The following is a 25,917-nucleotide window of genomic DNA, read 5'->3' as shown; positions in this document are numbered from 1 at the left end:
ACAAAAAGAAGCTAACTTTATGACATAGGACGCTGATTCGCTATAATGCGCAACAATTTTAGCAAGAGTAAAAAGTGACGATATGAATTCTCTGTTTGCCAGTACGGCGCGTGGGCTCGAAGAGCTGTTAAAAACTGAGCTGGACGCGCTGGGTGCGCAGGATTTGCAGGTGGTGCAGGGCGGCGTCCACTTCCGTGCCGATGACCGTGTGATGTACCAAAGCCTGCTGTGGAGCCGACTGGCTTCGCGTATTTTGCTGCCGCTGGGAGAATTTGGCGTCTGGAGCGATCTCGACCTGTATGTGGGCGCGCAGAGCATTCCCTGGACCGAGATGTTCGACAGCAGCACCAGCTTTGCGATTCACTTTAGCGGCACCAATGAGGTGATCCGTAACAGCCAGTTCGGCGCGTTGCGTATTAAAGATGCGATCGTTGACAGCTTTACGCGTCAGAATCTGGAGCGTCCGAGCGTGGACCGTGAACAGCCTGGCATTCGCATTAATGCGTGGCTGAATAAAGATCGTGTCAGCATCGCACTGGATCTGAGTGGCGATGCGCTGCATCAGCGTGGCTATCGTCAGCAAACCGGCCAGGCACCGCTGAAAGAGACGCTGGCGGCCGCGATTGTGATGCGTTCTGGTTGGCAGAGCACCACGCCATTGATCGATCCGATGTGCGGTTCTGGTACTTTACTGCTGGAAGCGGCGCTGATCGCTACCGATCGCGCGCCGGGCTTGCTGCGTACTCATTGGGGTTTCAACCGCTGGAAAAACCATAATCAGGCGGTCTGGCAGGAAGTACTGGCTGAGGCGAAAGAGCGTGCCCGTGTGGGGACGGCGGCCACAACCGCGCGCTTCTTCGGTTACGACAATGACAGCCGCGTGCTGGAATCCGCGCGAGCCAATGCGCGTCGTGCTGGCGTGTTCGAGCTGTTCACTTTTGCCCAGCAGGATGTGATTAAGCTGAAGAACCCGCTGGCGGGCCAGGAGATCACCGGCACCGTGCTGAGCAACCCGCCTTACGGTGAACGTCTGGAAAGCGAACCCGCGTTGATTGCGTTGCACAGCCTGCTGGGACGCATTATGAAACAGCAGTTCGGCTGCTGGAATCTGTCTCTGTTTAGTGCGTCGCCGGAATTGCTAAGCTGCCTGCAACTGCGCGCCGACCGCCAGTTCAAAGCCAAAAATGGCCCACTGGAATGTGTGCAGAAAAACTATCAGCTGGCCGCAACCAGCGGTGAAGGTAGCGCGCAGATTGCAGAGGACTTCGCTAACCGTTTGCGTAAGAATCTGAAGAAGTTGGAGAAGTGGGCGAAGCAGTCCAACATTGAATGCTATCGCTTGTATGATGCCGACTTGCCGGAATACAACGTCGCGGTAGACCGCTACGGCGACTGGGTGGTGATTCAGGAATATGCACCACCGAAAACCGTGGATGCCAATAAAGCACGTCAGCGTCTGTTTGATGTGATCAGCGCGACGCTGAGCGTGCTGGAGATTCCGGCCAATCGACTGGTGATGAAAACCCGTGAGCGTCAGAAGGGTAAAAATCAGTATCAGAAGCTGGGAGAAAAGGGCGACTTCTTCGAAGTACAGGAGTTTGACGCGCGTCTGCTGGTGAATCTGACCGATTATCTCGACACCGGTTTGTTCCTGGATCACCGTCTGGCCCGCCAAATGCTGGGCAAAATGAGCGCGGGTAAAGACTTTCTTAACCTGTTTGCCTACACCGGCACCGCCAGCGTGCACGCCGGGTTAGGCGGCGCGAAAACCACCACCACCGTGGATATGTCTCGCACTTATCTGGAGTGGGCCGAGCGCAACCTGCGTCTTAACGGTCTGACCGGACGTCAGCATCGACTGATGCACGCCGATTGTCTGAGCTGGCTGCGTGAAAGTGACGAACAATTTGATTTGATCTTCATCGATCCGCCGACTTTCTCGAATTCCAAACGAATGGAAGACGATTTTGACGTGCAGCGTGACCACATGATGCTGATGCAGAATCTGAAACGTCTGCTGCGTCGCGGTGGCACCATTATGTTCTCGAATAACAAGCGCGGTTTCAAAATGGACCTGGACGGTTTAGCCGCTCTGGGCTTACAGGCGCAGGAAATTACCCAAAAAACGTTGTCGCAAGATTTCGCACGCAACCGTCAAATTCACAACTGCTGGCTGGTTAGCCACGCCGGTAAGGAATAAGTTTTATGTCACTGATCAGTATCCATGGCGCTTACCTCTCATTCAGCGATGCGCCGCTGTTGGATAACACCGAACTGCACATCGAAGAGGGCGAACGCGTCTGTCTGGTGGGCCGTAACGGTGCCGGTAAATCCACATTAATGAAAATCATCAATGGCGAACAACCGCTGGATGATGGCCGCATTATTTACGAACAAGATTTAGTGGTGGCGCGCCTGCAACAGGACCCACCTCGGAACATTACCGGTTCAGTCTACGATTTTGTGGCGGAGGGCGTTGCGGAGCAGGCTGAGCATCTGAAAGCTTATCACGCGATTTCTCATCTGGTGATGGAAGATCCGAGCGAGAAAAACCTCAACGAAATGGGTCGTCTGCAAACCATTCTGGATCATCAGAATTTGTGGCAGCTCGATAGCCGTATCAATGACGTATTGCAGCAGATTGGTCTGGAAGCTGACACTGAGCTTTCCTCACTCTCCGGTGGCTGGCTGCGTAAAGCCGCGCTGGGCCGTGCGCTGGTGAGCAATCCACGCGTGCTGATGCTTGATGAACCGACTAACCACCTCGATATTGAAACTATCAACTGGCTGGAAACCTTCCTCAAGACCTTTACCGGCAGCATCGTGTTTATCTCGCACGACCGTTCGTTTATCCGCAATATGGCGACGCGTATTGTCGATCTCGACCGCGGTAAACTGGTTTCCTGGCCGGGCGATTACGATCAATTCCTGCTGGGTAAAGAAGAAGCACTGCGCGTCGAAGAGATGCAGAACGCGGAGTTTGACCGCAAGCTGGCGCAGGAAGAAGTCTGGATTCGCCAGGGCATCAAAGCGCGCCGTACCCGTAATGAAGGCCGCGTGCGCGCATTAAAAGCGCTGCGTCGTGAACGTTCAGAACGCCGTGATGTGATGGGCAAAGCCAACATGCAGGTCGGCGAAGCCGCTCGCTCAGGTAAGATTGTATTTGAGATGGAAAACGTCAATTACAGCGTGGATGGCAAAACGCTGGTGCGCGATTTCTCCACTCAGGTGCAGCGCGGCGATAAGATCGCCCTGATTGGCCCGAACGGCTGTGGTAAAACCACCCTACTGCGTCTGATGCTGGATGAGTTAAAAGCGGACAGTGGTCGCGTGCACTGCGGGACTAAGCTGGAGATCGCGTACTTCGATCAGCACCGTGCTGAACTGGATCCGGATCGTACCGTGATGGATAACCTCGCGGAAGGTAAACAGGAAGTGATGGTCAACGGTAAGCCGCGCCATGTGCTGGGCTATCTGCAGGACTTCCTGTTCCATCCGAAGCGTGCGATGACGCCAGTGCGTGCGTTATCCGGTGGTGAGCGTAACCGCCTGCTGTTAGCGCGTTTGTTCCTGAAACCTAGCAACCTGTTGATTCTCGATGAACCGACCAACGACCTTGACGTGGAAACGCTGGAGCTGCTGGAAGAGCTGGTGGATGGTTATCAGGGCACCGTGATGCTGGTGAGCCACGATCGTCAATTCGTCGATAACACCGTGACCGAATGCTGGATCTTTGAAGGCAACGGTGAGATTGGTGCCTTTGTCGGCGGCTATCACGATGCGCAGTTGCAGCGTAGCGCCTATAAGCAAACCAAGTCCGCTACGGTGAAAACCGCATCCGCTGCGCCCAAAGCGGCAGAGAAAAATCAGGAGCCAAAACGTAGCGCGAACAAACTCAGCTATAACCTGACGCGTGAACTGGAACAGCTGCCGCAAAAACTGGAGCAACTGGAAACACGTATCGGCGAACTGCAGGCGAAAATGAGCCATCCGGACTTTTTCAGCCAGCCGCACGACAAAACTCAACCGGTTCTGGATGCGTTAGCGCAGACGGAAAAAGAGCTGGAAGTGGCGTTTGAGCGCTGGGAAGAGTTGGAAGCGCTGAAAAACGGCGCGTAACACAGAGGAAGTCAGTATGTGTGCAACGGATCAGGCGCACCAGTGGATGCTCTGTCCACAGTGTGATTTAACCGTAAAATTGCCTGCCGTGCCGGTGGGCAGTCGCGCGCGCTGCCCACGTTGTCATACCACGCTGACCGCTAACTGGCATGAGCCGCGAAAACGTCCTACCGGGTACGCTTTCGCGGCACTGTTTATGCTGGTGCTGGCGAATCTATTTCCCTTTATCAATATGCATGTGGCCGGGCTGAGCAGCCAAATCTCGCTGCTCGAAATTCCCGCGGTGATGGATCGTGAAGATTACCGCAGCCTGGCGACACTGTTTCTGCTGTTTGTACAGGGGATTCCCGCATTCTGCATGATCACCATTCTGCTGTTGGTGAATCGCGTGCGTATGCCGCACAGTCTGCGCCTTGGGCTGGCGCGTATTTTATTCCAGCTGCGCAGTTGGGGCATGGCCGAGATCTTTATGGCAGGCGTGCTGGTGAGCTTTGTGAAGCTGATGGCCTACGGCGAAATTGGCCTTGGAAGCAGTTTCTGGCCGTGGTGTCTATTCTGTGTATTACAGCTGCGCGCATTTCAGTGTGTGGATCGGCGATGGGTGTGGCAGAGCATGGGTCCACTCCCGGCATTGCCGATGGTGCCGCAAGCCGGAATCAGTGGGTTGAAGCAGGGATTGCGCAGTTGCCCTTGCTGTACCGCTATCTTATCTGTCGGGCAGGCTGAGTGTCCCCGCTGTGGCGTGGTCGCTGCACCGCGACGTAAGCACAGCTTGCAGTGGACGCTGGCACTCTTGATCACCTCGGTGATGCTCTACATTCCCTCAAACATCATGCCGATTATGGTCACCGAGACGCTTGGCTCGCAGTATCCCTCGAACATTATGGCCGGGGTGATTCTGCTGTGGAGCGATGGCTCCTGGCCAGTGGCGCTGGTGATCTTTATCGCCAGTATCATGGTGCCTTCACTCAAGATGCTGGCGATTGCCTGGCTTTGCTGGCACGCCAGTGGTCGCGGTCGACGTGATGATGAGAAAATGCACGTGGTGTATGAGGTGGTGGAATTTGTTGGCCGCTGGTCAATGATTGATGTGTTTGTCATCGCTGTGTTATCCGCGTTGGTGCGGATGGGGCAGCTAATGAGTGTTTACCCTGCGCCAGGCGCGCTGCTGTTTGCCATGGTAGTGATTCTTACCATGTTTGCAGCGATGACGTTTGATCCGCGCCTGATTTGGGATCGATTACGGGAAACTGAACGAAAGGAGCCGCGTCTTGACGGACAACCATCACGGGACTGCTAAGGTCGACCAGATTAAACGCTGGTCACCGGTCTGGATCGTACCCATCGTCACGCTATTCATTGGTGGCTGGATCTTATTTTATCATTTCAGCCATCAGGGTCCGGAGGTGACGTTGATCACCGAAAGCGCTGAGGGTATAGAAGCCGGAAAAACCACCATTAAGAGCCGCAGTGTCAATGTTGGCGTAGTGGAAAGTGCAGTATTAACTGACGATCTGCACCATGTGGAGATCAAAGCACGCCTCAATTCTGGGATGGAAAAACTGTTGCATGGCGACAGCGTATTCTGGGTGGTGAAACCGCAAATCGGGCGCGAAGGGATTACCGGTCTCGGCACATTACTCTCGGGTGCCTATATTGAATTGCAGCCAGGTACGAAGGGCGATCAACCGGAGCGCTATCAACTGCTGGATGCGCCACCTCTGGCACCGCCGGATGCCAAAGGCATTCGCATCACACTCGACAGTAAAAAAGCCGGACAGCTTAATGCGGGCGATCCGGTGCTGTTCCGTGGCTATCGCGTGGGTACGGTGGAATCCAGCACCTTTGATACCGATAAACGCATGATGACCTATCAACTGTTCATCGCCGCTCCGTACGATCGTCTGATCACGACCAATGTCCGTTTCTGGAAAGACAGCGGTATCGCCGTCGATATGTCTGCCTCGGGCATGCGGGTGGAAATGGGTTCACTGACGACGCTGTTTAGCGGTGGCGTTAGTTTTGATGTGCCAGATGGCGCGGAGCTGGGGCAGATCGCCGAAAATAAAGCGGAATACCATCTGTTTGACGATCAGCGCAGCATCCAGGATTCGTTATATACCACCCACACCGATTTCCTGCTGTTCTTTACCGATTCGATTCGTGGCTTGCAGGTAGGCGCACCGGTTGAGTTCCGCGGCATTCGTCTGGGTACCGTCTCGCAAGTGCCTTACACCATTCCAGGTGTCAATCAGGCGTTGAATAACGATTATCGTGTTCCGATATTGATTCGTATCGAACCGGATCGCTTTATCAGCCGTCTGGGCGGAGATTTCAATCTTGAGCAGCATCTGCAGGATGGCAAGAAGCGGGGTCTGCGCGCTACGCTGAAAACCGGTAACCTCTTATCGGGTGCGCTGTATATCGATCTGGACTTCTATGACAACGCACCGGCGTATAAAGGTCCAAATGAGATTGCGGGCCTGGAGGTGATTCCAACGGTCAGTGGTGGATTAAGTCAGATTCAGCAGAAGCTCACAGCAGCGCTGGATAAGATCAACGGTCTGCCATTGAACCCGATGATCACCGAAGCGACAGGCACCCTGAAAGAGAGCCAGCGTACGATGCAGCAATTGCAGAAAACCTTGGATAACCTCAATCACATCACTGCCAGCCCGGCGATGAAAACGCTGCCAGAAGATATGCAGCAGACGCTGCGCGAGTTGAATCGCAGCATGAAAGGCTTGCAGCCGGGTTCACCGGCTTATAACAAACTGGTGGGAGACATGCAGCGACTTGACCAGGTGCTGCGCGAATTGCAGCCGGTGCTGAAAACGCTCAATACCAAGAGCAATGCATTGGTGTTTGAAGCCAAACCGGGCCAGGATCCCCAGCCAAAGAGGGCGAAACAGTGAAAAAAGGGCTGATTATTGGTGCGATGCTGCTCCTGGCAGGTTGTAGCAGCACCATCGAAAACACCTATTATCAACTGCCTGCGGGCAGCAATGTCGCGCGTGTAGACAGCGCATCCAGCGGCAACCAGCCAATGATTTGGGTCGAGCAGGTATCGGTTCCGGATTATATGGCAGGGAATGGTTTGGTGTATCAAACCAGCGATGTAAAGTATGTGATTGCTGCCAATAACTTGTGGGCCAGTCCGCTGGATCAACAACTACAACAGACATTGATCAGCAACCTCAGCAAAGCACTGCCGGGCCGAATTGTTGCCAGTGCTCCGTTAGGTGAGAGCCACGATACTTTGACGGTAAATGTGACCGGTTTCCAGGGTCGCTATGATGGCCAGGTTGTGGTGAGCGGAGAATGGCTCCTGCAACATCAAGGGCGCTTAATCAAACATGGCTTTAATCTGACTCTGCCGCAAAATGAAGATGGCTATGATGCGCTGGTGCGTACTCTGGCTATCGGCTGGCAGCAAACAGCACAACAAATCGCAAAAAGTGTCATTTCGCTAAATTAAGATTTGTTCGATGCTTATGCTAAGTCCCTGATTTGCCGTTGTGTGACGGACATCAAATCAGGGGCTTTTTTTATCGTCTAATCAGCCAGATATACACGGAATTGACAATTATAGATGTCGTTTAAACGTCAAAATGATGACATTGGCGTGAATTTTGCGCATTGATCTTTCTTCTGCCAGGAGTTAGAACATTACTGTGGTTGAACATTATATCGCCACTCTTTCTTTCCACCCAGAATCCACCAGACCTGAAATGAGGGAATCGAGGCATGAAGAGACAGAAAAGAGACCGCCTGGAACGTGCACACTCACGAGGCTATCAAGCGGGTATTACTGGCCGCTCAAAAGAGATATGCCCCTATCAAATGATCGATGCGCGGTCTTACTGGTTGGGAGGTTGGCGTCAAGCCATGGAGGACAGGTCGGCGGTGGCCTAGCACTGTCGGATGTCCATAATTGAAGGAAGAAACCTCCGCTGAATGCGGAGGTTTTCGTTTGGGGAATTAGAAAGCAGAGGTGTCTTTAAACAGACCCACTTTCAAATCTGTCGCGGTGTAAATCAGGTTACCGTCAACGAAGACTTCACCATCAGCCACGCCCATCACCAGCTTGCGGTTGATCACGCGCTTGAAGTGAATTTTATAAGTGACTTTCTTCGCGGTTGGCAGTACCTGACCGGTGAATTTCACTTCGCCCACACCCAGTGCGCGGCCTTTACCTTCAGCGCCTAACCAGCCGAGGTAGAAGCCAACCAACTGCCACATGGCGTCAAGGCCGAGGCAGCCTGGCATGACCGGATCGCCTTTAAAGTGGCAATCGAAGAACCACAGGTCAGGGCGGATATCCAGTTCGGCTTCCACAAAACCTTTGTCAAATTTACCGCCGTCTTCGGTCATCATGACCACGCGGTCCATCATCAACATGTTATCAGAGGGAAGCGGCGGTCCATTTTCGCCAAACAGTTCGCCGCGACCTGAGGCAACCAGGTCTTCTTTGCTATAGGATTCGCGTTTATCTACCATGTTCTCAATATGCCTTCTTTTAGTGAAGCCCGAATATTAGCGAACAGTTGTACGCTGGGCAAATCAATCAGCTGTGGTTAAACCAGTTGAGCCAGCGCAATGGCCACGGACGATGACGAATTTCCTGCTGGTTCAGCTGTGCAATACGTTCCTGAATGGTATTGAGCAGTGACTCGCCGCTCTCACTTTGCCATGCGATACCGGTTAATAAGGGTAACGCTTCATCCACGCTTTCAATTGCCCAGATGTGGAATTGCTCTTGCTTCACCGCATCAACCACAGCTTCGCTGAGGCTCAAATGGCGCACATTACTGGCTGGCAGAATAACGCCTTGTTTACCGGTCAGCTCGCGTGACTGGCAAATGCTGAAGAAGCCTTCGATTTTTTCATTCAGGCCGCCAACAGGCTGCACATTACCAAATTGGTCCACGGAACCGGTCACCGCAATATGCTGGCTTAATGGCTGATTGGCCAGTGCACTAATCAGCGCGCAGAGTTCGGCCAGTGAGGCGCTATCACCATCCACTTCGGAATAGGATTGTTCAAACACTAACGAGGCTGAGAAGGGCAGCTGTTGCTCGAGTTCAAGTTCAGCGATCAGATAAGCTTGCATAATCATCATGCCTTTCGCATGAATATTACCGCCCAGCTCGGCTTTACGCTCAACGTCAGTGAATTCGCCATCCCCCGGATGAACAACACAGGTGATACGTGACGGCTCGCCCCACGGACGCGGATGACCAGGAAACTCCACTACAGACAGACCGTTAATCTGTCCCACCACTTCACCTTCAGTTTCAATCATAATCTGATTGAGCAGAATTTCGTCACGCATGCGGTCGGCCAGGTAGCTTTCACGCCATTCGCGCGCTTCCAGTGCTTCTTTCAATGCTTCAGCATTCATGACGTCACCGTGCAGCGCGGTTTCCTGCAGCTGACGGCGTAACCAGCGCGGGCAGAGCGGTAAGGTTTCTTGATCACCCGTGAAGCGAACCGCCTCATTGATCAAGAGCGGCCAGAAATCGGCTGCAGGCTGGTCCAGGCCAGCTTGTTCAGCTTGTGTGAGCGTCCACTGGCACCAGAAGGTCATGTCCTCTTCATCAGTGATCTGCAGGTTCTCTTCGAACTCGCTGTAGAGTGCCATTTCATGCACTTCTGCATCCAATTCCTGGAAGCTGGCTAGCGCATCACGATCGCCACAAAGTACCAGGCGCAGTTGCAGCGGCAGGGAAGGGATGGCCACTGGCAACGGTTGGCGTTCGTCCTGCGAATACCAGTCAAAGCGGCCTTGCTCGATGCACTTACGCAGACGCAGCCATAGCAGTGGTTGAGCCAGTAGCGTATTCACGGACAGGATTAAAGTGCCGCCATTGGCTTGATGAATCAATCCCGGCTCGGGCTGAATACGATCTTTGTACTGACGCACACAACCAAACAGCTGTTCTGCTTCAATCCAGTCGGCAAAGTGAACACCGCCCTGACTGGTGAATGGCCGGTTAGCATCGCTGGGCGGCATCAGGCTGACCGTGTCGCCCATGACATGATAGTCACCGCCATACAGCGCAATCTCTTCGGGCTGGAAGCGCTGTGCGGCTTCGGCGATGCACGCGAGATAATCGCTGTTTTCCTGACTGCGTAATAGCAACAGAGGAAAACCTAAGGTTTGATGATGCAAATGCGCCAGCGCATTCAGCAGACGCGGCTGAACCGCGGCAAGACTATCGCTATCTTCCAGTGAGACGTTTGAGAAAATGGATTGGTAGCGGATGCTATCCGGCTGCAGGGCTTGCCACGTAATTTGAGTGCTGGTCAAAATATTCGCATTAGTCAGATTTAGGAAAAGCGCGATTATACAGGAATCAACCTTGTTAAGCACTGCGGAGTTCCAGCCCAAAATGTGATGACCGCTACATGTTTTTCCTTGCTGCATCCGGGAAAAAAGCTGTTATTCTTAGTTTGTTACGTGATCACGATGAGATTCCGATGAAATACCAGCAACTCGAAAATCTTGAAAGTGGATGGAAGTGGAAATACCTGGTGAAAAAGCATCGGGAGGGTGAATTGATCACCCGTCATCTTGAGCTCAGCGCCGCGCAGGCTGCGGTGGATGCCTTACTGGCGATGGAAAATAGTCCAGTAGAGGTAGCGGAATGGATAGCTCAGCACATTCACCCCGATCTCGAGAATCGGCTGAAGCAGACTATTCGTGCGCGCCGTAAGCGGCATTTTAATGCGGAACATCAGCATACGCGTAAGAAGTCGATCGATCTGGAATATCTGGTGTGGCAGCGTTTGGCAGGATTGGCACAGCGTCGCAGTAACACGCTATCAGAAACCATTGTGCAGTTGATTGAAGATGCCGAGCGCAAAGAGAAGTATGCCAGCCAGATGTCAACGCTTAAGCAGGATCTGCAGGCGATTCTGGGTAAAGGCGGATCAGAGAACGAATAGCGCTGATGTGTGCACTATGATGGTGTTGTTAGCCAGTTGAAAAGAGATAAAAAAAACCCCGCAAGAGCGGGGTTTTTTATTGCGTGATAACTTAAGCCTGTGGCTGAGTTACAACGTCTTTGATACCTTTCACGTCGATTTCAACGCGACGGTCTGGCGCCAGGCAGTCGATCAGGGCATTACGGCCTTTCACGCTGTCACAGGTGTTGCCAGTCACTGGGTTAGATTTGCCCATACCGCGTGCAGAGATCTTGTTAGAAGGGATACCTTTAGAGACCAGGTAATCAACTACAGACTGAGCACGCTTCTCAGACAGTTTCTGGTTGTACTGCTCTGAACCGATACGGTCAGTGAAGCCCAGAACAACAACAGAACCGTCTTTAGGATCCATTGAGCTCAGCTGGCTGTAAAGCTGATCCAGAGCCTGCTGGCCTTCTGGTTTCAGAGTCGCTTTGTTGAAGTTGAACAGCACGTCAGACTTCAGAGTGAAACGCTTGGTTTCTACAACTGGCGCTGGAGCTGGTGCTGGAGCAACAACTGGTGCTGCTTCTTCATCCTGACCGAAACGGTAAGACACGCCGACGCTCAGCATGCTGTTGTCTGGACGCGCACCAACGGTACCTGCGTCACCGATATTGTTAACCCACTGATAGTCCAGGCGAGTCGCCCAGTTTTTGGTCAGTGCGTATTCAACACCAACTGCAGCCAGCGGAGAAACGCCGGTGTCGTGGTTGCTGATGCGATTACCATCACGCAGATCAACTTGTTTAGAGTCTGCACGCCATACCATGCCGCCCAGACGGGTGTACACGTCCAGATCGTCAGTGATTGGGTAGCTCAGTTTAGCTGCCAGCTGAACGCCTTGTGCTTTGAATGCGCCGTTAACTTGGTCGCCTTTGTTAGGCATGCGGCCTAACCAGTCGTAGCCCAGCTCGAAGCCCAGGTATGGGTTAGCCTGGTAGCCCAGGAATGCACCAGCACCAAGCTGAGATTCGTGAGTTGGACCGTCGTTGTTCTCGTAACCGTTACCGTAGTAACCAGTATCGTGATACTGAGACCAGCCCAGTTTAGCACCGGTGTACCAGGTGTTATCTTTAGGAGCGGCCTGCGCTACGGTAGCGAAGCCAGCCAGTGCCACTGCAATTGCGATAGCTGTCTTTTTCATTTTTGCGCCTCGTTATCATCCAAATAGGCAATGAGCAAAAAGGTTGCTCTTTGTGTTAATCCTTCGCCGGGTCTAAACGCTCGCTTTTGACTCTACCGAAAAAACGGAGGTTATTGAGCACCCTGGCGAGATAAAGTCTACAACGAGATTGGAAAGTTACAAGTATGATGTGAGGCCAGCCAGCAAAAAAACAGGGATTTATACACACATTTTAACAAATCACATGGCAAAATCTTCGCCAGCGAATTGAGAAAATGCGGCTAAACCATTGTCAAAGCTGGCGGGAAAAGAATCAGTGGCTTAGCAGCATCCTTAAGAAAAAAAAGCGTGAGAAAATTCCTGGTTTTACTTAATGAAACAAATCCGACGGAATTTTTGGCGTATTTGGTTGTCTGGACAAGACGCGATCGTGACCTTGCGGACGCATAATTAAACCTAGTGCTTCACCTTCTGCCGCTGCCATTTCGAGTTCAAACCGCTCTTCATCATTCAATTCGTACGGTATCCAGGCCAAAACCACACTATAATTTCCCGTGCGCAGAGCCTTCACCATACTTTCCACTGTCGTGAGTCGTTCAGATTCGGTGATATGCATACTTTTCTCAAGCGGTAATCCTGACTGCTGCATCCAGTTGCGATTCAGCTTATGCGCAGGTGTTAACCACAGCTGCCAGCGGGACTGTTCGCTGAGTTGCTTTAACACCGGCAACAGCAGTAACTGCATCATGCCAGGTTGTTCGCTGTAACGTAGTTCAGTAATTCCACCCAGAGAAGGCTGCGTCAGGCTTGTAGAAGCAAAACGTTGAGAACGATCAGCAAGGCCAGAGAATTGAGTACGCATGTTTTAATCACTCAGTAATGAACTGTATGGATGTACAGTAATGTCTTCCTGGATAAAGATCAACCTCAATTTCTGAAAACACCTCGCAAATTGTGCACATCGCACACAGCAAATGCTTTTATTCATTGAACAGCTAATGGGTTTTTTCTATCTTCTAACCAGATGAAAACCCAGGATTTTAAGGAATTTTCTCGAATGAGAATTCACGGAAAGGAGCTGTAATGAAAACCAACAATCCACTCGTTAAACAATCCAAAACACAGCTGGCACCGCTGGGAAAGATCGAATCCCGAACGCAATTTGGTGGCTATGCTCTGACAGTAGAAAAGGTCATTTTTGCGTATATCAATGAAGACGCGCTTTACCTGCGTGCCAGTGAGGCATTGCAGACTTACCACACCCAACGTGCTCTTGAACCGCTGGTTTATCGCAAACGCGGCATCCCAGTGCAACTGAATTACTTCAAGGTGGATGCGAAGCTTTGGCAGGATACTGAGCAACTCTTGCGGTTGTCGGCCAGTGCACTGCACGCAGCACAGCATGAGTTAGCAAACCGGACAGTGACCCTACGGTTGAAGGATCTGCCTAACCTTAGCCTGCGCATGGAGATGATGCTGCATAAAGTTGGCATCAGTTCGGTGAAAGTGCTGCATGAAATGGGATCGCGCCAGAGCTGGCTCAAATTGCGTGCCGTTAACAAACATATCGGGCTGAAAACGTTAATGGCATTGGAAGGGGCGATTTCCGGACATCACCAGGCTGCATTGCCTGCGGCGATCAGAGAAGAACTGCATGCGTGGTATGTCAAAACGCTCCACCAAAAAAACATGGTGGAGCCGAGTTAACTTAATGACTGGATAGTGTGCGGCGCAGGCGGGCAATTTCCGGCAGCAGGGCAATCAGTAATCCTAGCTGCTGCATCACCAGCGGCGCCTGCACGTCCGAACTGTTTTTAACTTCACTTAATTGTTGCATTACCTGCTGCTGCATGGCTAATGCCTGCTGGTCGTCAACGCGTTCAATCTGCAGCACATCCTCAACAAAACAGACTGCATCATCTAAAACTTTGAGCAGTGCAGGGTCAGAGAGGCGTTCGCGATGAGCGCCCAGCGCCGAGATGTAGCTCAGGAAGGAGTGATTCAGGCACAGCAACCGAAACGCGTTTTCACGCAACGGTTGCTGAAGCTTGAGTTCGCTGCTCATATTCGAGACCACAGATGCTAATTCAGCATCGGCATTGTGAGCATCGCGGCGTGCCACGCGATAGGGCAGACGATTATCTTTGCCCTGATGATATTGCTCCAGAATGGCATCGAGATAGCGACAATTGGCATTCAGCGTGCGATCCGCAACGGCGCTAATCTTGCGGAATTGCCAGTCGGGCCAGACAAATGCCACGGCCAGCCAGGCCAGACCGCACCCTAGCAACGTATCAACAATACGCGGCAGCGCCACCTCAAAGCCTTCGCCCAGCAGGTTAAAGCAGAGCAGTACCAGTAAGGTGATAAACAGTGTGGCTTGCGCATACTGAATCTGGCGAAAGGCAAAAAACAGTACGCCGCTTAGCACGATTAAAATCAGCTGCCCTTCGATGGAGGGCACCAACCACAGCACTGGCAAGCCGATGGCGATACCGGCCAGCGTCCCGCCAATACGTAAGGCGAGTCGGCGGCGCGTGGCGTTGTAATTAGGCTGGCAGACAAACAGACTGGTGAGCAAAATCCAGTAGCCGCGATGAAGACCGGTAATTTGAATAAAAGCGTATCCGACACAAAGTACCAGAGACATACGCACAGCATGACGGAACAGCGCCGATCCGGGGCTCAGATGACGGCTCAGCCGTAGCCGAATGTCCGCCCATCCACTCAGCCCTTCACGAGAAAGATGGTTATCTGCGGAGGAAGTCGGTTCGGCCAGCGCTTGTTCAGACTCAATCGAGGCTAGTTGCGCATCAATCGCACGCAAATTGCGTAGCAGCCAAAACAGCGCGCGATTGTGAGGGTCCTGCGGGTCATTCTGCTGCAATCTCTCCAAAGCCGTTTCCAGTCGGGAAAAAGTGCGTTCAAAGCTGCTGTCATGATGCCACGGCTGTCTTAACAAGATGCTCTCAGCCAGCTTGCGACAGGCTTGAGCTTGCATATTCAACAGACGCTGGAAGCGAAACAACACTTCATTATAGCGCCAGTCATCGCGCAGCAGATGATATTGCAGATGGGATGAACTGGCGCGTTCGTGAATATCCTGCGCGACGAAATAGTAGTGCAGGCTACGGCGAGTGCTGCGCGAGCCACGGTCGCCGCGCAAGCGACTCTGAATGGTGGTTTTCGTCAGATTGAGTTGCGCCACTAACTGGCTGTTCACCATCGCCGTGGTAATGGTACTGGCATCATCCTGTTCACCGGCATCCGGATCAAACAGATTCGCCTTGGCCTCCAGATAACTTGCCAGCTGAGAAAAACTGGCTGCCAGTTGCTCCTGCACCGGTCGCACCGGGAAGATCAAATGCCCGATAAATGTCAGCAGGTTGTACCACAGAGCACCAATCAGCAGCAGGGCGGGTTGCATCCACCACTCAGGGAACAGGCCAATCCCCAACATGGTATAAACCGCAATCAGCAGCGCACCAAACGCGATGGTGGCATAACGCTGTCCCAGAGCGCCAAGCAGAATGAAGCCCCAGCTGGAGAGCGCCAAACCGATGGCAAATGCCCATGGGTAGGGAAATAACAATTCAACCGATACCGAAGCGATGCAAAAGCAGACCAGCGTAATCATCAGATTGCGCAAGCGCCCGGTCCATCGGTCATCCAGGTCGGCCAGCGCAGCCGCCACCACGCCGAGCGTTAAAGGTATTGTCCATTCTATCTGCTGCAACCACCACGGAACGGCGGCGCAGCCTGCCAGCGCGAAGAAGATGCGCAGTAAATAACGCAGACTGCTATTAAACAGATAACGTCGCCATCCCGGCATCGCGTTAAGAAGCATCAATCGTCCGCCTTAGTAACGACGGCGCGCATTCGCTTCACGCGCGGCCTGAGCCTCTTCCACCGAAACCACACGGCGACCCACTGGCCAGAGTGCAATAGCGGCAATTTTAAAGTTAGCGATACCGACGGGGATACCGATGATGGTCAGGCATTGGATGATGCCGGCAGAAATATGCATCAGACACAGCCACCAGCCGAAAAACACCAGCCAGAAAATGTTGAGGAAGGTTCCGCCAGCATTCAGCACATGGCTTTTACTGTCAGGTCGCAGCACATCGACATGCACCGCTTCATTACCAAAGGGCAGAAGTGAAAGTTTAGTGATTTCCCAGCAGGATCGCGTTAAAGGCAGGGTAAAGATAAGCACGATGCTGACAAGCGTGGCAAACAGCCAGCTTAGCGTGGTGAACACGCCACCCAAAACGAAGTTAAGAATATTCAATACGGTGCGCATAACACGATTTTCCTTTTGCAATCCGCAATATGTGTCGCCCAGTTTAGCCTGTTTTAAGGCTGGAGCGCCAAGAGTCTGACAGGTAAACTGCGCGATAATCGAATTCCACAAGACGGTGCGGACATGGAACTGAAAGCAACATCAATGGGCAAACGTCTGGCTCAGCATCCCTATAATCGGGTGCGTCTGCTGGCCGCTGGCGTGGAAGTCAGTGGCGATCGTCACGAATATCTTATCCCGTTCAATCAGTTAATCAGTATTGCTTGTAAACGCGGCATGGTTTGGGGAGAGCTGGAATTTCACTTGCCAGAAGATAAGGTTGTACGCCTGCACGGCACGGAATGGCAGGAGACGCAGCGTTTTTTCCATTACTTGCAGCATGCCTGGCAGCAGTGGAGCCAGGAAATGAGCGAAGTCAGTGTACAAGTCCTGATGGCTTTGGAACAGGAGATTATCGCCTACACGCAACAGGATCGCTGGTTAAAGCGCAGCGAACTGGCTACGGTAAAGGAGAGCATTCAACGCCAATTTTCCGCCTTACCGCTGCCACTTTCGCGCCTGAATGAGTTTGATAATTGCCGTGCGCGCTGGCAGTTTTGCCAGCAGTGGTTAGAACAAGGTGAAACCGCCATTCGCCAGCGCAACCGTGAATGGACGACGAAGGTCATCAAGGACTACCACGAGTTTTTCTCCACTGTCGAAACTACACCGCTTAATGCTTCCCAGTGCGAAGCGGTGGTCAACGGTGAAGACGCCTTACTGGTGCTGGCCGGTGCGGGAAGTGGTAAAACCTCGGTGCTGGTGGCACGTGCCGGTTGGTTGCTGAAACGCAAGCTGTCACAGCCGGAGCAGATTCTGCTGCTGGCATTTGGTCGCCAGGCGGCCGAAGAGATGAACGATCGTATTCAGCAACGCTTAGGTGAGAGTGCGATTCAGGCGCGAACGTTTCACGCGCTGGCATTGCACATCATCCGCGAAGGCAGCAATAAGCAGCCGGTGATCAGCAAGCTTGAAAGTGACAGCAAGGCGCGGCAGCAACTGCTGATCGACACCTGGCGCGAACAGTGCAACAGTAAAAAGGCGCAGGCGAGCGGTTGGCGTCAATGGTTGCAGGAGGAACTGGAGTGGGAGGTCGCTGAAGGCCCATTCTGGCAGGATGACAAGTTGGCGCAACGGCTGGCCTCACGCATGGAGCGCTGGCTGGGACTGATGCGCATGCACGGCGGTGCGCAGGCGGCGATGATTGCCGATGTACCTGAAGATTTCCGCGATAACTTCAGCAAACGCGTCAAACTGATGGCGCCGCTATTAAAAGCCTGGAAGAGTGCGTTGAAAGAAGAGGGGGCAGTCGATTTCTCCGGGCTGATCCATCAGGCGATTGCCATTCTCGAAAAAGGACGCTTTATTAGCCCGTGGAAGCATATCCTGGTGGATGAGTTTCAGGATATCTCGCCACAGCGTGCCGCTTTATTGACTGCGTTACGTCAGCAGAATAAGCGCACCAGTTTGTTCGCGGTGGGCGATGACTGGCAGGCAATATACCGTTTCAGCGGCGCCGAGATGAGTCTGACCACGGCTTTCCACCACTACTTTGGTGACGGCGATCGCTGTGTACTGGACACCACCTATCGTTTCAACGATCGCATCGGTGAGATTGCCAACCGCTTTGTGCAGCAGAATCCTCATCAGCTGCGCAAGCCGCTCAACAGTCTGAGCAAGGGGAATAAGAAGTCAGTCACGCTGCTGCCGCAGGAGCAACTGGAACCGTTGCTGGATAAATTAAGTGGCTATGCGAAACCGGAAGAGCGTGTGCTGTTGCTGGCGCGCTATCACCATCTGCGTCCTGCCATCCTCGATAAAGCCAAAACGCGCTGGCCGAAATTGCAGATTGATTTTATGACCATTCATGCCAGCAAAGGGCAGCAGGCAGATTTTGTCATTATGCTGGGCCTGCATGAGGGGCGTGATGGCTTCCCCGCTGAGGCGCGTGAATCGATTATGGAAAAGGGGTTATTACCCCAGCCGGAAGATTTCCCTGACGCTGAAGAGCGACGGTTGGCCTATGTGGCGATTACCCGCGCACGTCAGCAAGTGTGGATGCTGTTTGATAAAGATCGGCCTTCCGTTTTTGTCGAACACTTCCGCGAATTGGGCGTGCCGCTAAGTCGGAAGGCCTGAACATTACGCTTTCAGGCGGTCGGCAAGATAGCGCTGATAATCGGGGATTTGGATCTCAAACTGCTGGGCAAACATCGGTGCCTGAATAATGAAATCCGCGGTGGCGCGATTGGTCGCCACCGGGATATTCCACACGGTGGCCAGACGTAACAGGGCTTTGACATCGGGATCGTGCGGCACCGCATTTAACGGATCCCAAAAGAAGAACAGCACATCGATTTTCCCTTCGGAAATCAAAGCACCCACTTGCTGATCGCCACCCATCGGGCCGCTTAGCATGGCGTTGACGTCTAAACCGGTGTGGCGATTAATCAGATTACCTGTGGTGCCGGTGGCATAGAGCACATGCGGTTGCAGCGCGCTCTGGTTGGCTTTAACCCACTCCAGTAGCGTCGCTTTACAGTGATCGTGGGCAACGAGGGCAATGTGTTTCTGAACGTTAAGGGTACGAACGGTCTGCTCCATAGGGCTTCCTGTTTCTTCTCATACATTAATTTTAAGGCATGAGTGTACCCCTGACATTTCAACACTATCAACTTGCGCGTAAGGTTTTCATCCAACTGATAAATCTCAGGCGTGTAGCAGCATCAAAACGCTGAGACCACTGTTGCAGATAAGGTAACTCTCCCGCATCCTGCCAGGCAAAATCGAGACTCGTCTGGGCATCCGGCGCACTCACCGATTGCAGCGCAAAGCGAGGAACCGATGCCGCCTGGGCAGTACGGTTATAATTCAGCATGGCCTTTTCCAGATCGCTATCGCTACCCTGTGGTAAGCGATCGCGCACGCTGGTGATTTCATTCCCTCGTTCATCAACGAGCTGGAAATTTAGCGCCTTATCGAACGTGCTGCGTTCTCGGCGGTTGGCCAGAACGGGTAAACGAATCGCGACTGAGGTGGCGCTGGCATTGAACGTGACGATCATCGGCACCGACTGAAAATGCGTGGCATCCGCACAAGGTTTTTCAACGCGAAACAGGAATTGATGCTGCCCACGCTCCAGCTCCAGGCTGTCCGCGCCTTTCAGCAACGAGCCTGAGATTTTGCGACCATCAAGCACCAGCAAGTCGATTTCAGGATCGAGTTTCAGGGTGATGGCATGGCAGGATGCCGATACGAGTAACACGAGTAAACTCGTAACAGCCAAAGACAGCTTCATTTCAACTCCCGGAGGATGGGGATTAAGGGTGATGTGTAGCAAATTATTACATTATGGCAGTAAATTTACATTTTCACATATTTATTCGTGCTGAGGCGCAAAGTTTTTATCTGAGGGGCTTGCACTGTGTCACGCAATGGCAACTACACTCAGGCGAACGAACAAGGAGAAAAAAATGAATGATCAAACGATTCGTGATGTATTGAGCCGCACCAAACGCATTGCATTGGTAGGGGCGAGCGATCGCGCCGATCGCCCAAGCTATGGTGTGATGAAGTTTTTGCTTGATCAGGGTTATGAGGTTATTCCGGTGAGTCCAAAACTGGCGGGGCAGCAGTTGCTGGGGCAGACCGCTTACGCCACGCTGGCAGAAATTCCGGGTAAAGTGGATATGGTAGATGTGTTTCGCAATGCTGAGGCCGCGTGGGGTGTGGCGCAGGAAGCGATTGCCATTGGTGCCGATACGCTGTGGCTGCAATTGGGCGTGATCAATGAGCAGGCGGCAGTGCTAGCGCGCGATGCGGGCATGACGGTGGTGATGGATCGTTGTCCTAAGATTGAAATTCCGCGTCTGGGTATTCCGCCCATCGCGTCGTAAAGCTGAAACGGCGACCGAGGTCGCCGTTGTCATTAATGGCGCAGGCTAGGTGCCTGCAACTGCTGCCGGATGGAAGCAGCAAGTTCATCCATCGAAGGTTGCTCAGGATGCTCATACGACGTTTCACCGGCGAGTTGAATTTCAGCAACATAGGTGTGAACCTGTTCGCCTTCTTCATCTTCCATCACTACGTGATACCAGGGTGCGGCGCGCAGCGTTTCACTGGCCGCCACATCATCCTGCTCGGGTTCATCGAGCGAAAACTCCGGATCGACATCCACAATAACGCCGAGCACCCCGGAGAGACGGTGACGGACCTGCTGTCCAATGCCAAATTTACTGGTAATCATGGTGCCTCCCAAAACTGTGCCCTGTCTCTAATATGGAGGCAGGGTACAGATTTTCAAGTCACAGCACGCGGCAGGCAAAACCTTTCAGATAAAGACCTTCAGGATAGCTGGCGATCACGGGGTGATCGGCTGCCTGACGGAACTGCTCTACAAATTGTACATCACGACCCGCATCCACTGCGGCATCGGCGATAATTTTCTGGAACAGTTCGGTGGCCATCAGTCCTGAGCAAGAGAATGTCAGAAGAATACCGTTAGGATTGAGCAACTGCATCGCCAGCATATTAATATCTTTATATCCGCGGCAGGCGCCCATCAGCTGATTCTTGTTCTCAACAAATTTCGGCGGATCCATCACGATCACGTCAAACTTTTCGCCGCTGTCACGGTAGCGACGCAGCAGTTTGAAGACATCATCACGCACGAACTGTGCACGAGACAGATCGAGGCCATTGAGCTCAACGTTCTGTTTCGCCACATCCAGCGCATCCTGTGACGTATCCACGCTAATCACTTCGCGGCAGCCACCCATCAGAGCCGACACGGCAAATCCGCCGGTGTAAGAGAAGCAGTTCAGCACGCGAGCGTTTTCAGCGTAGCGGCGCGTGGCAAAACGGCTGTCACGTTGATCAAGGTAGTAACCGGTTTTATGGCCACCCTGAATATCGACCAGCAATTTCATGCCATGTTCGGTAATCGGCAGTAACGGCGGCGGCAGTTCACCAGTGACTGGGCCTTGTGTCAGTTCCAGTCCTTCTTTTTTGCGCACGGCAACATCAGAACGATCGTAAATCGCGCAAGTTGGGAAGCACTGCTGTAAGGCAGAGAGAATCGCCGGGCGTTGATATTCAGCACCGGCGGACAGGAGCTGCAGCACCATAAAGTTGCCGAAACGGTCAATGGTCACGCCAGGCATGCCATCCGACTCACCGGCAATCAGGCGATAGCTATCAAGGCCATCACGTTGCGCCAACCATTTGCGCCACTGCTGCGCTTTTTCAAAAGCGCGTACAAAGAAGGCAATGTCGATTGACTCATCCTGCTGCCAGCTCCAGACGCGCGCGCGAATTTGTGACTGTGGAGAATAAGCGGCACGGGCCAGCCATTTACCATTGCTGTCGCAGACATCAATAGTTTCACCAGACTGGGCTTTACCTTCCATACGGGCAACGGCACCTGAGAACACCCACGGATGGCGGCGGAGCAGGGATTTTTCACGTCCCTTAGCGAGAATCAATCGAACGGTCATGTTTGCTATGCTTACCTGAAAAAATGAGGCGCCATTTTCCGGTGGATGGCGGCAAATTGCAACGCACAATGGGGAGATAGCCATGGCGAACACGTGCTACAAAATCTGGGTGCACGGTATGGTGCAAGGGGTAGGCTTTCGTTATTACACCCAGTCACAGGCCAATAAACTGGGCGTTACCGGTTATGCGCACAACCTGCGCGATGGCAGTGTTGAAGTGCTGGCCGCTGGCGATGAACAAAAAGTGGAGGCGTTAATCGCCTGGCTAAAAGCAGGTGGGCCAACCAGTGCACGGGTCGATAAGGTGCTGGTGGAACCTCATCAACCCACGCCGATGCACACGCGATTTACCACTGGCTGATTACAGACACTTGGCAGGTTTTGGCAGACCGGCAATTTTAGTGGCTTGTTTTGCCGGACCTTCAGGGAACAGTCGGAACAGGTAGCGGCTATTGCCTTTTTCCTCGCCATACTTCTGCGCCATGGCTTTCACCAGCATGCGCACCGCAGGGGAAGTATTGAACTCCTGATAGAAGGCGCGCACAAAGTGTACCACTTCCCAGTGAGCCTCACTCATCACAATGGCTTCATTCTCAGCAATCACCGCAGCGAGTGCTTCGCTCCAGTCCGCACTATTTTTTAAGTAGCCTTCCGCATCGGTGGCGATCTCTTTACCGGCAAAAATCACAGTCATTCCTCACAGCATCAATCGGCGTATTGTAAGTTCGCCAACGGCTAAAAAGCAAAAACCCCGCCGAAGCGGGGTTTTGGACATTTATGTCTGCAGCTTAATCTTTGCTGGCGAAGCCTAACAGGCTCAGCAGGCTGACAAAGATGTTATACAGCGACACATACAAGCTCACGGTGGCGCGGATATAGTTGGTTTCGCCGCCATGAATGATGTTACTGGTTTCCCACAGAATCGCACCCGCTGAGAACAGGATAAACAGCGCACTGATCGCCAGATGCAGCGCTGGCAGTTGCAGGAAGATATTTGCCACGACCGCAACCAGCAGCACCACGAAGCCAGCCATCATCATACCGCCAAGGAAGGACATGTCACGACGCGTGGTCAGGACGTAGGCCGAACAGCAGAAGAACACCAGCGCCGTACCGCCCAGCGCCATGGCAATCACATCGCCCATGCCTGCCGCAAGGAAGGAACTTAGGATTGGGCCAAGGCAATAACCGAGGAAACCAGTAAAGGCGAAGGCCGCCAGAATACCTGCCGGGCTATTCGCCAGACGGTAGGTCAGGAACATCAGACCGTAAAAACCGACCAGCATCAAAATTAATCCGGGAGAGGGCAGAGCAAAAACGGTGCTGAGCGTGGCAGTGACCGCGGAGAACGCCAGCGTCAGGCCAAGTAAGAAGTAGGTATTGCGCAGCACTTTGTGGGTGCTGATCAGCGATTGCTGCTGTGACGAGCTAATTATTCTATCCATCATGCGCTCCATTATAGAGAGAGAACACCAAATATGGCCTGAGGATACGCAACGGCTACCAGACAGCAAAGTCGTTTTACCCATCTTTACGCGATAAATTGCTGTTTCACTGAGCAGAATGGTGATTTTGACAGCGAAAAAATGGATTTTGGCTGTTTTTCAGGCGAACGATTCAATCCGCGCTTTACATCGTTCGGGGGGATGTTTATAGTGCGCCTCATTGCGGAGGGGTGGCCGAGTGGCTTAAGGCAACGGTCTTGAAAACCGTCGATGGGAAACCATCCGAGAGTTCGAATCTCTCCTCCTCCGCCATCACTCTTGCAGAGTGAAGTGACAAAAAGATTTCCGGAGGGATGGCCGAGTGGCTTAAGGCAACGGTCTTGAAAACCGTCGATGGGAAACCATCCCAGAGTTCGAATCTCTGTTCCTCCGCCATATTAAAGAAGCCCGCAGAAATGCGGGCTTTTTGCTTTTCTGCGTTCCGGAATTCCGAAAAACATCCCGTTGCTTTTCAATCTGCTGCCGTTACCCGACGGCACCCGTGTTTACTGCTATATTCCATTCACGGTTTTTGTAAACATCTGGCGATTTTCCGAGGCAAGCTGGGTTACACTGTGCGGTAATTCGCTCAATGGCGAGCTAATCGTTTGAATGCCAGAGTGTTTCACTGATGAATTATGGAATAGGCACAATGATCAAGAAACTGAGTCTTTGCGCGTTGTCAGTTATAGCTGCGCTCCCGATCGGTATGTCTGCTTACGCGGCAGATGGAGATATGCAGTTACAGCAAGTGCTGATGCTGAGCCGTCACAATCTGCGCGCACCGTTAGCCAACAACGGCAGCGTGCTGGAACAATCCACCAAGAAGAATTGGCCGCAGTGGGATGTGCCCGGCGGCGAGTTAACCACCAAAGGCGGCGTGCTGGAAGTCTACATGGGTAACTATACCCGTCAGTGGCTGGCACAGCAGGGCCTGGTGGAAAGCGGCACCTGCCCGGACAGCAGCAACATCTTTGTCTATGCCAACAGCCTGCAACGTACGGTCGCCACCGCGCAATACTTCATTACTGGCGCTTTCCCGGGTTGTGATATTTCCGTGACGCATCAGGATGCGATGGGCACCATGGATCCTATCTTTAATCCGGTGATCACTGACGGCAGCGACGAATTCAATAAGAAAGCGCTGGCGGCGATGACGGCTGCGAATGAGAAGCTGGCGCTGAAACCGGCTTTCCAGCAGTTAGAAAAAATTGTTGATTACAAATCGGCACCGGCCTGTAACGGTAAAAAACAGTGTGATCTGAGCGGCGGTGACAACACATTCAGCGCAGAAAATGGCAAAGAGCCTAACGTGAATGGACCGTTGAAAATCGGCAATTCGCTGGTTGATGCCTTCACGCTGCAATATTACGAAGGTTTCCCGGCCGATCAGGTGGCCTGGGGCCAGATTAAAACTCCTGAGCAGTGGAAATCCCTCGCGGCAATCAAAAATGGTTATCAGGATGCGCTGTTCACTTCTCCCGATGTCGCGCGTGAAGTGGCCGCACCGCTGGTGGATTACATCCGCAGCCAGTTAGTGGACCAGGACAAAGCGAACGCACCGAAAGTCACGGTGATGGTGGGGCACGATTCGAATATTGCCTCACTGCTGAGCGCATTGCAGGTTAAGCCATACGAGCTGCCGGGTAACGATGAGAAGACGCCAATCGGTGGTCAGGTGGTGTTTGAGCGCTGGCACGATGCTAAAAACAACAAAGATCTGCTGAAAGTGGAATACGTTTATCAGACAGCGGAACAGCTGCGCAATGCTGATGTGCTGAGCCTGAAAAACCCGCCGAAGCGTGTCACGCTGCAACTGGCAGGCTGTGATGCCGATGCTAACGGCTACTGCAGCTGGGATCAGTTTGCTACCGCGTTGAATACTGCACTGCAGGGTACCCCGCTGCAGCCGGCTGCTCCGGCTCCAGCAGCACAGCCAGCGGCACAACCAGCGCCTGCTGCCGCCAATGACGACGCTAAAGCGAAAGCGGATCAAGCCGCTGCAGATAAAGCGGCTGCAGATAAAGCTGCAGCGGACAAAGCAGCTGCGCAGAAAGCGGCTGATGCTAAAGCCGCTGAAGAGAAAGTGAAGGCAGACAAAGCGGCTGCCCAAAAAGCCGCAGAGGATAAAGCGAAAGCTGAGAAAACCACTGCACAGAAAGCGGCGGAGGACAAAGCGAAAGCCGATGCCGCTGCAGCGCAGAAAGCGCAGTCAGATGCGACGCCAGCCAAGCCGGAAGGTGAGGCGGCAAAAGCCGCTCCCGCCAGCAACTAACGTCGCTGTAATGAAAAAACCCCGCCTCGACGTAATGCTTGTCAGTTAAGATCTTAATGGAGGCCGCAGCGGATAACGTTGCGGCTTCTTTTTTACCGCCCTTGGGT

Annotated in this window: 24 protein-coding genes and 2 tRNA genes; 14 read left to right on the top strand and 12 right to left on the bottom strand. The window is 52.9% G+C overall.

Annotation, left to right across the window (positions count from 1 at the left end):
- The first annotated feature begins 82 nt into the window (after positions 1 to 82).
- From rlmKL to rmf, 6 genes are all read left to right on the top strand, one after another.
- Positions 83 to 2,200: a bifunctional 23S rRNA (guanine(2069)-N(7))-methyltransferase RlmK/23S rRNA (guanine(2445)-N(2))-methyltransferase RlmL gene (gene rlmKL, locus QMZ65_RS18190; protein WP_283216462.1), complete on the top strand. Its 2,118-nt coding sequence runs from the start codon at positions 83 to 85 to the stop codon at positions 2,198 to 2,200.
- Between the two features lie 5 nt (positions 2,201 to 2,205).
- Positions 2,206 to 4,119 carry an ABC transporter ATP-binding protein gene (locus tag QMZ65_RS18185; RefSeq protein WP_034820460.1) on the top strand — a complete coding sequence of 638 codons (1,914 nt, stop codon included), beginning with the start codon at positions 2,206 to 2,208 and terminating at the stop codon, positions 4,117 to 4,119.
- 16 nt (positions 4,120 to 4,135) lie between these two features.
- On the top strand, positions 4,136 to 5,419 hold the full coding sequence (gene pqiA, locus QMZ65_RS18180) for a membrane integrity-associated transporter subunit PqiA (protein ID WP_034820456.1): 1,284 nt from the start codon (positions 4,136 to 4,138) through the stop codon (positions 5,417 to 5,419).
- Positions 5,391 to 7,034 carry an intermembrane transport protein PqiB gene (pqiB, locus tag QMZ65_RS18175; protein WP_211728177.1) on the top strand — a complete coding sequence of 548 codons (1,644 nt, stop codon included), beginning with the start codon at positions 5,391 to 5,393 and terminating at the stop codon, positions 7,032 to 7,034. The genes pqiA and pqiB overlap by 29 nt, the downstream gene beginning before the upstream one ends.
- Positions 7,031 to 7,597, top strand: coding sequence for a membrane integrity-associated transporter subunit PqiC (pqiC, locus tag QMZ65_RS18170; RefSeq protein ID WP_034820450.1), 567 nt, complete (start codon positions 7,031 to 7,033; stop codon positions 7,595 to 7,597). The genes pqiB and pqiC overlap by 4 nt, the downstream gene beginning before the upstream one ends.
- Before the next feature lie 269 nt (positions 7,598 to 7,866).
- A complete protein-coding gene (gene rmf, locus QMZ65_RS18165; protein ID WP_007887362.1) occupies positions 7,867 to 8,034 on the top strand; it encodes a ribosome modulation factor in 168 nt (55 codons plus the stop codon).
- Positions 8,035 to 8,100: 66 nt separating this feature from the next.
- On the opposite strand, the gene fabA is transcribed toward rmf, so the two are convergent.
- On the bottom strand, positions 8,101 to 8,619 hold the full coding sequence (gene fabA / locus QMZ65_RS18160; RefSeq protein ID WP_034820448.1) for a bifunctional 3-hydroxydecanoyl-ACP dehydratase/trans-2-decenoyl-ACP isomerase: 519 nt from the start codon (positions 8,617 to 8,619) through the stop codon (positions 8,101 to 8,103).
- A 67-nt stretch (positions 8,620 to 8,686) separates the two neighbouring features.
- Positions 8,687 to 10,549, bottom strand: coding sequence for an AAA family ATPase (locus tag QMZ65_RS18155; RefSeq protein ID WP_097119302.1), 1,863 nt, complete (start codon positions 10,547 to 10,549; stop codon positions 8,687 to 8,689).
- Positions 10,550 to 10,602: 53 nt separating this feature from the next.
- Between QMZ65_RS18155 and matP the strand changes: the two genes are divergently transcribed.
- Positions 10,603 to 11,070 (top strand): macrodomain Ter protein MatP, encoded by a 468-nt coding sequence (gene matP / locus QMZ65_RS18150; RefSeq protein ID WP_141399037.1) that lies wholly within the window; start codon positions 10,603 to 10,605, stop codon positions 11,068 to 11,070.
- Between the two features lie 91 nt (positions 11,071 to 11,161).
- Here matP and ompA read toward each other — a convergent pair whose 3' ends face one another.
- Together ompA and sulA are read right to left on the bottom strand one after the other, a co-directional pair.
- Complete coding sequence (gene ompA / locus QMZ65_RS18145; RefSeq protein ID WP_097119301.1) at positions 11,162 to 12,235, bottom strand: porin OmpA; 1,074 nt, start codon at positions 12,233 to 12,235, stop codon at positions 11,162 to 11,164.
- Positions 12,236 to 12,584: 349 nt separating this feature from the next.
- Complete coding sequence (sulA, locus tag QMZ65_RS18140) at positions 12,585 to 13,076, bottom strand: SOS-induced cell division inhibitor SulA (protein WP_097119300.1); 492 nt, start codon at positions 13,074 to 13,076, stop codon at positions 12,585 to 12,587.
- A 221-nt stretch (positions 13,077 to 13,297) separates the two neighbouring features.
- Here sulA and QMZ65_RS18135 point away from each other — a divergent pair, with 221 nt between their 5' ends.
- Complete coding sequence (locus QMZ65_RS18135) at positions 13,298 to 13,921, top strand: TfoX/Sxy family DNA transformation protein (RefSeq protein ID WP_097119299.1); 624 nt, start codon at positions 13,298 to 13,300, stop codon at positions 13,919 to 13,921.
- Between the two features lies 1 nt (position 13,922).
- Here QMZ65_RS18135 and yccS read toward each other — a convergent pair whose 3' ends face one another.
- Together yccS and QMZ65_RS18125 are read right to left on the bottom strand one after the other, a co-directional pair.
- Positions 13,923 to 16,061 (bottom strand): YccS family putative transporter, encoded by a 2,139-nt coding sequence (yccS, locus tag QMZ65_RS18130; RefSeq protein WP_283216495.1) that lies wholly within the window; start codon positions 16,059 to 16,061, stop codon positions 13,923 to 13,925.
- A gap of 12 nt (positions 16,062 to 16,073) precedes the next feature.
- The gene (locus tag QMZ65_RS18125) at positions 16,074 to 16,517 is read right to left on the bottom strand and encodes a YccF domain-containing protein (protein ID WP_034820431.1); all 444 of its coding nucleotides are present in this window, start codon (positions 16,515 to 16,517) and stop codon (positions 16,074 to 16,076) included.
- 123 nt (positions 16,518 to 16,640) lie between these two features.
- Between QMZ65_RS18125 and helD the strand changes: the two genes are divergently transcribed.
- A complete protein-coding gene (gene helD / locus QMZ65_RS18120) occupies positions 16,641 to 18,695 on the top strand; it encodes a DNA helicase IV (RefSeq protein WP_283216461.1) in 2,055 nt (684 codons plus the stop codon).
- Between the two features lie 3 nt (positions 18,696 to 18,698).
- Here the strand turns inward: helD and QMZ65_RS18115 are convergent, their stop codons facing one another.
- Together QMZ65_RS18115 and QMZ65_RS18110 are read right to left on the bottom strand one after the other, a co-directional pair.
- Positions 18,699 to 19,160, bottom strand: coding sequence for a methylglyoxal synthase (locus QMZ65_RS18115; protein WP_034820416.1), 462 nt, complete (start codon positions 19,158 to 19,160; stop codon positions 18,699 to 18,701).
- A 67-nt stretch (positions 19,161 to 19,227) separates the two neighbouring features.
- Positions 19,228 to 19,854, bottom strand: coding sequence for a YccT family protein (locus QMZ65_RS18110; RefSeq protein ID WP_283216459.1), 627 nt, complete (start codon positions 19,852 to 19,854; stop codon positions 19,228 to 19,230).
- A 175-nt stretch (positions 19,855 to 20,029) separates the two neighbouring features.
- Between QMZ65_RS18110 and QMZ65_RS18105 the strand changes: the two genes are divergently transcribed.
- Complete coding sequence (locus tag QMZ65_RS18105) at positions 20,030 to 20,452, top strand: CoA-binding protein (RefSeq protein WP_034820410.1); 423 nt, start codon at positions 20,030 to 20,032, stop codon at positions 20,450 to 20,452.
- 32 nt (positions 20,453 to 20,484) lie between these two features.
- Here the strand turns inward: QMZ65_RS18105 and hspQ are convergent, their stop codons facing one another.
- Entirely contained in the window at positions 20,485 to 20,802 is a 318-nt protein-coding gene (gene hspQ, locus QMZ65_RS18100; RefSeq protein WP_034820407.1) for a heat shock protein HspQ, read from the bottom strand.
- 58 nt (positions 20,803 to 20,860) lie between these two features.
- A complete protein-coding gene (gene rlmI / locus QMZ65_RS18095; RefSeq protein ID WP_160832454.1) occupies positions 20,861 to 22,051 on the bottom strand; it encodes a 23S rRNA (cytosine(1962)-C(5))-methyltransferase RlmI in 1,191 nt (396 codons plus the stop codon).
- An 82-nt stretch (positions 22,052 to 22,133) separates the two neighbouring features.
- Here rlmI and yccX point away from each other — a divergent pair, with 82 nt between their 5' ends.
- Positions 22,134 to 22,412 carry an acylphosphatase gene (gene yccX, locus QMZ65_RS18090; RefSeq protein ID WP_283216458.1) on the top strand — a complete coding sequence of 93 codons (279 nt, stop codon included), beginning with the start codon at positions 22,134 to 22,136 and terminating at the stop codon, positions 22,410 to 22,412.
- Here yccX and tusE read toward each other — a convergent pair whose 3' ends face one another.
- Positions 22,413 to 22,739, bottom strand: a complete 327-nt coding sequence (tusE, locus tag QMZ65_RS18085) for a sulfurtransferase TusE (RefSeq protein ID WP_038647738.1) — start codon at positions 22,737 to 22,739, stop codon at positions 22,413 to 22,415. It lies immediately after the preceding gene.
- Between the two features lie 100 nt (positions 22,740 to 22,839).
- Positions 22,840 to 23,496 (bottom strand): FtsH protease modulator YccA, encoded by a 657-nt coding sequence (yccA, locus tag QMZ65_RS18080; protein WP_034820380.1) that lies wholly within the window; start codon positions 23,494 to 23,496, stop codon positions 22,840 to 22,842.
- 224 nt (positions 23,497 to 23,720) lie between these two features.
- On the opposite strand from yccA, the gene QMZ65_RS18075 reads away from it, so the two are divergent.
- From QMZ65_RS18075 to agp, 3 genes are all read left to right on the top strand, one after another.
- A tRNA-Ser gene (locus QMZ65_RS18075) sits at positions 23,721 to 23,808 on the top strand.
- A gap of 35 nt (positions 23,809 to 23,843) precedes the next feature.
- A tRNA-Ser gene (locus tag QMZ65_RS18070) sits at positions 23,844 to 23,931 on the top strand.
- Between the two features lie 256 nt (positions 23,932 to 24,187).
- Positions 24,188 to 25,810: a bifunctional glucose-1-phosphatase/inositol phosphatase gene (gene agp, locus QMZ65_RS18065; protein WP_160832457.1), complete on the top strand. Its 1,623-nt coding sequence runs from the start codon at positions 24,188 to 24,190 to the stop codon at positions 25,808 to 25,810.
- Positions 25,811 to 25,917: the final 107 nt, after the last annotated feature.

Source organism: Pantoea sp. EABMAA-21, from assembly GCF_030053335.1.
In the GTDB taxonomy this organism is placed as follows: domain Bacteria; phylum Pseudomonadota; class Gammaproteobacteria; order Enterobacterales; family Enterobacteriaceae; genus Pantoea; species Pantoea communis.
The sequence above is the reverse complement of the archived record's forward strand: the minus strand, read 5'-3'. Positions and strand labels throughout refer to the sequence as shown.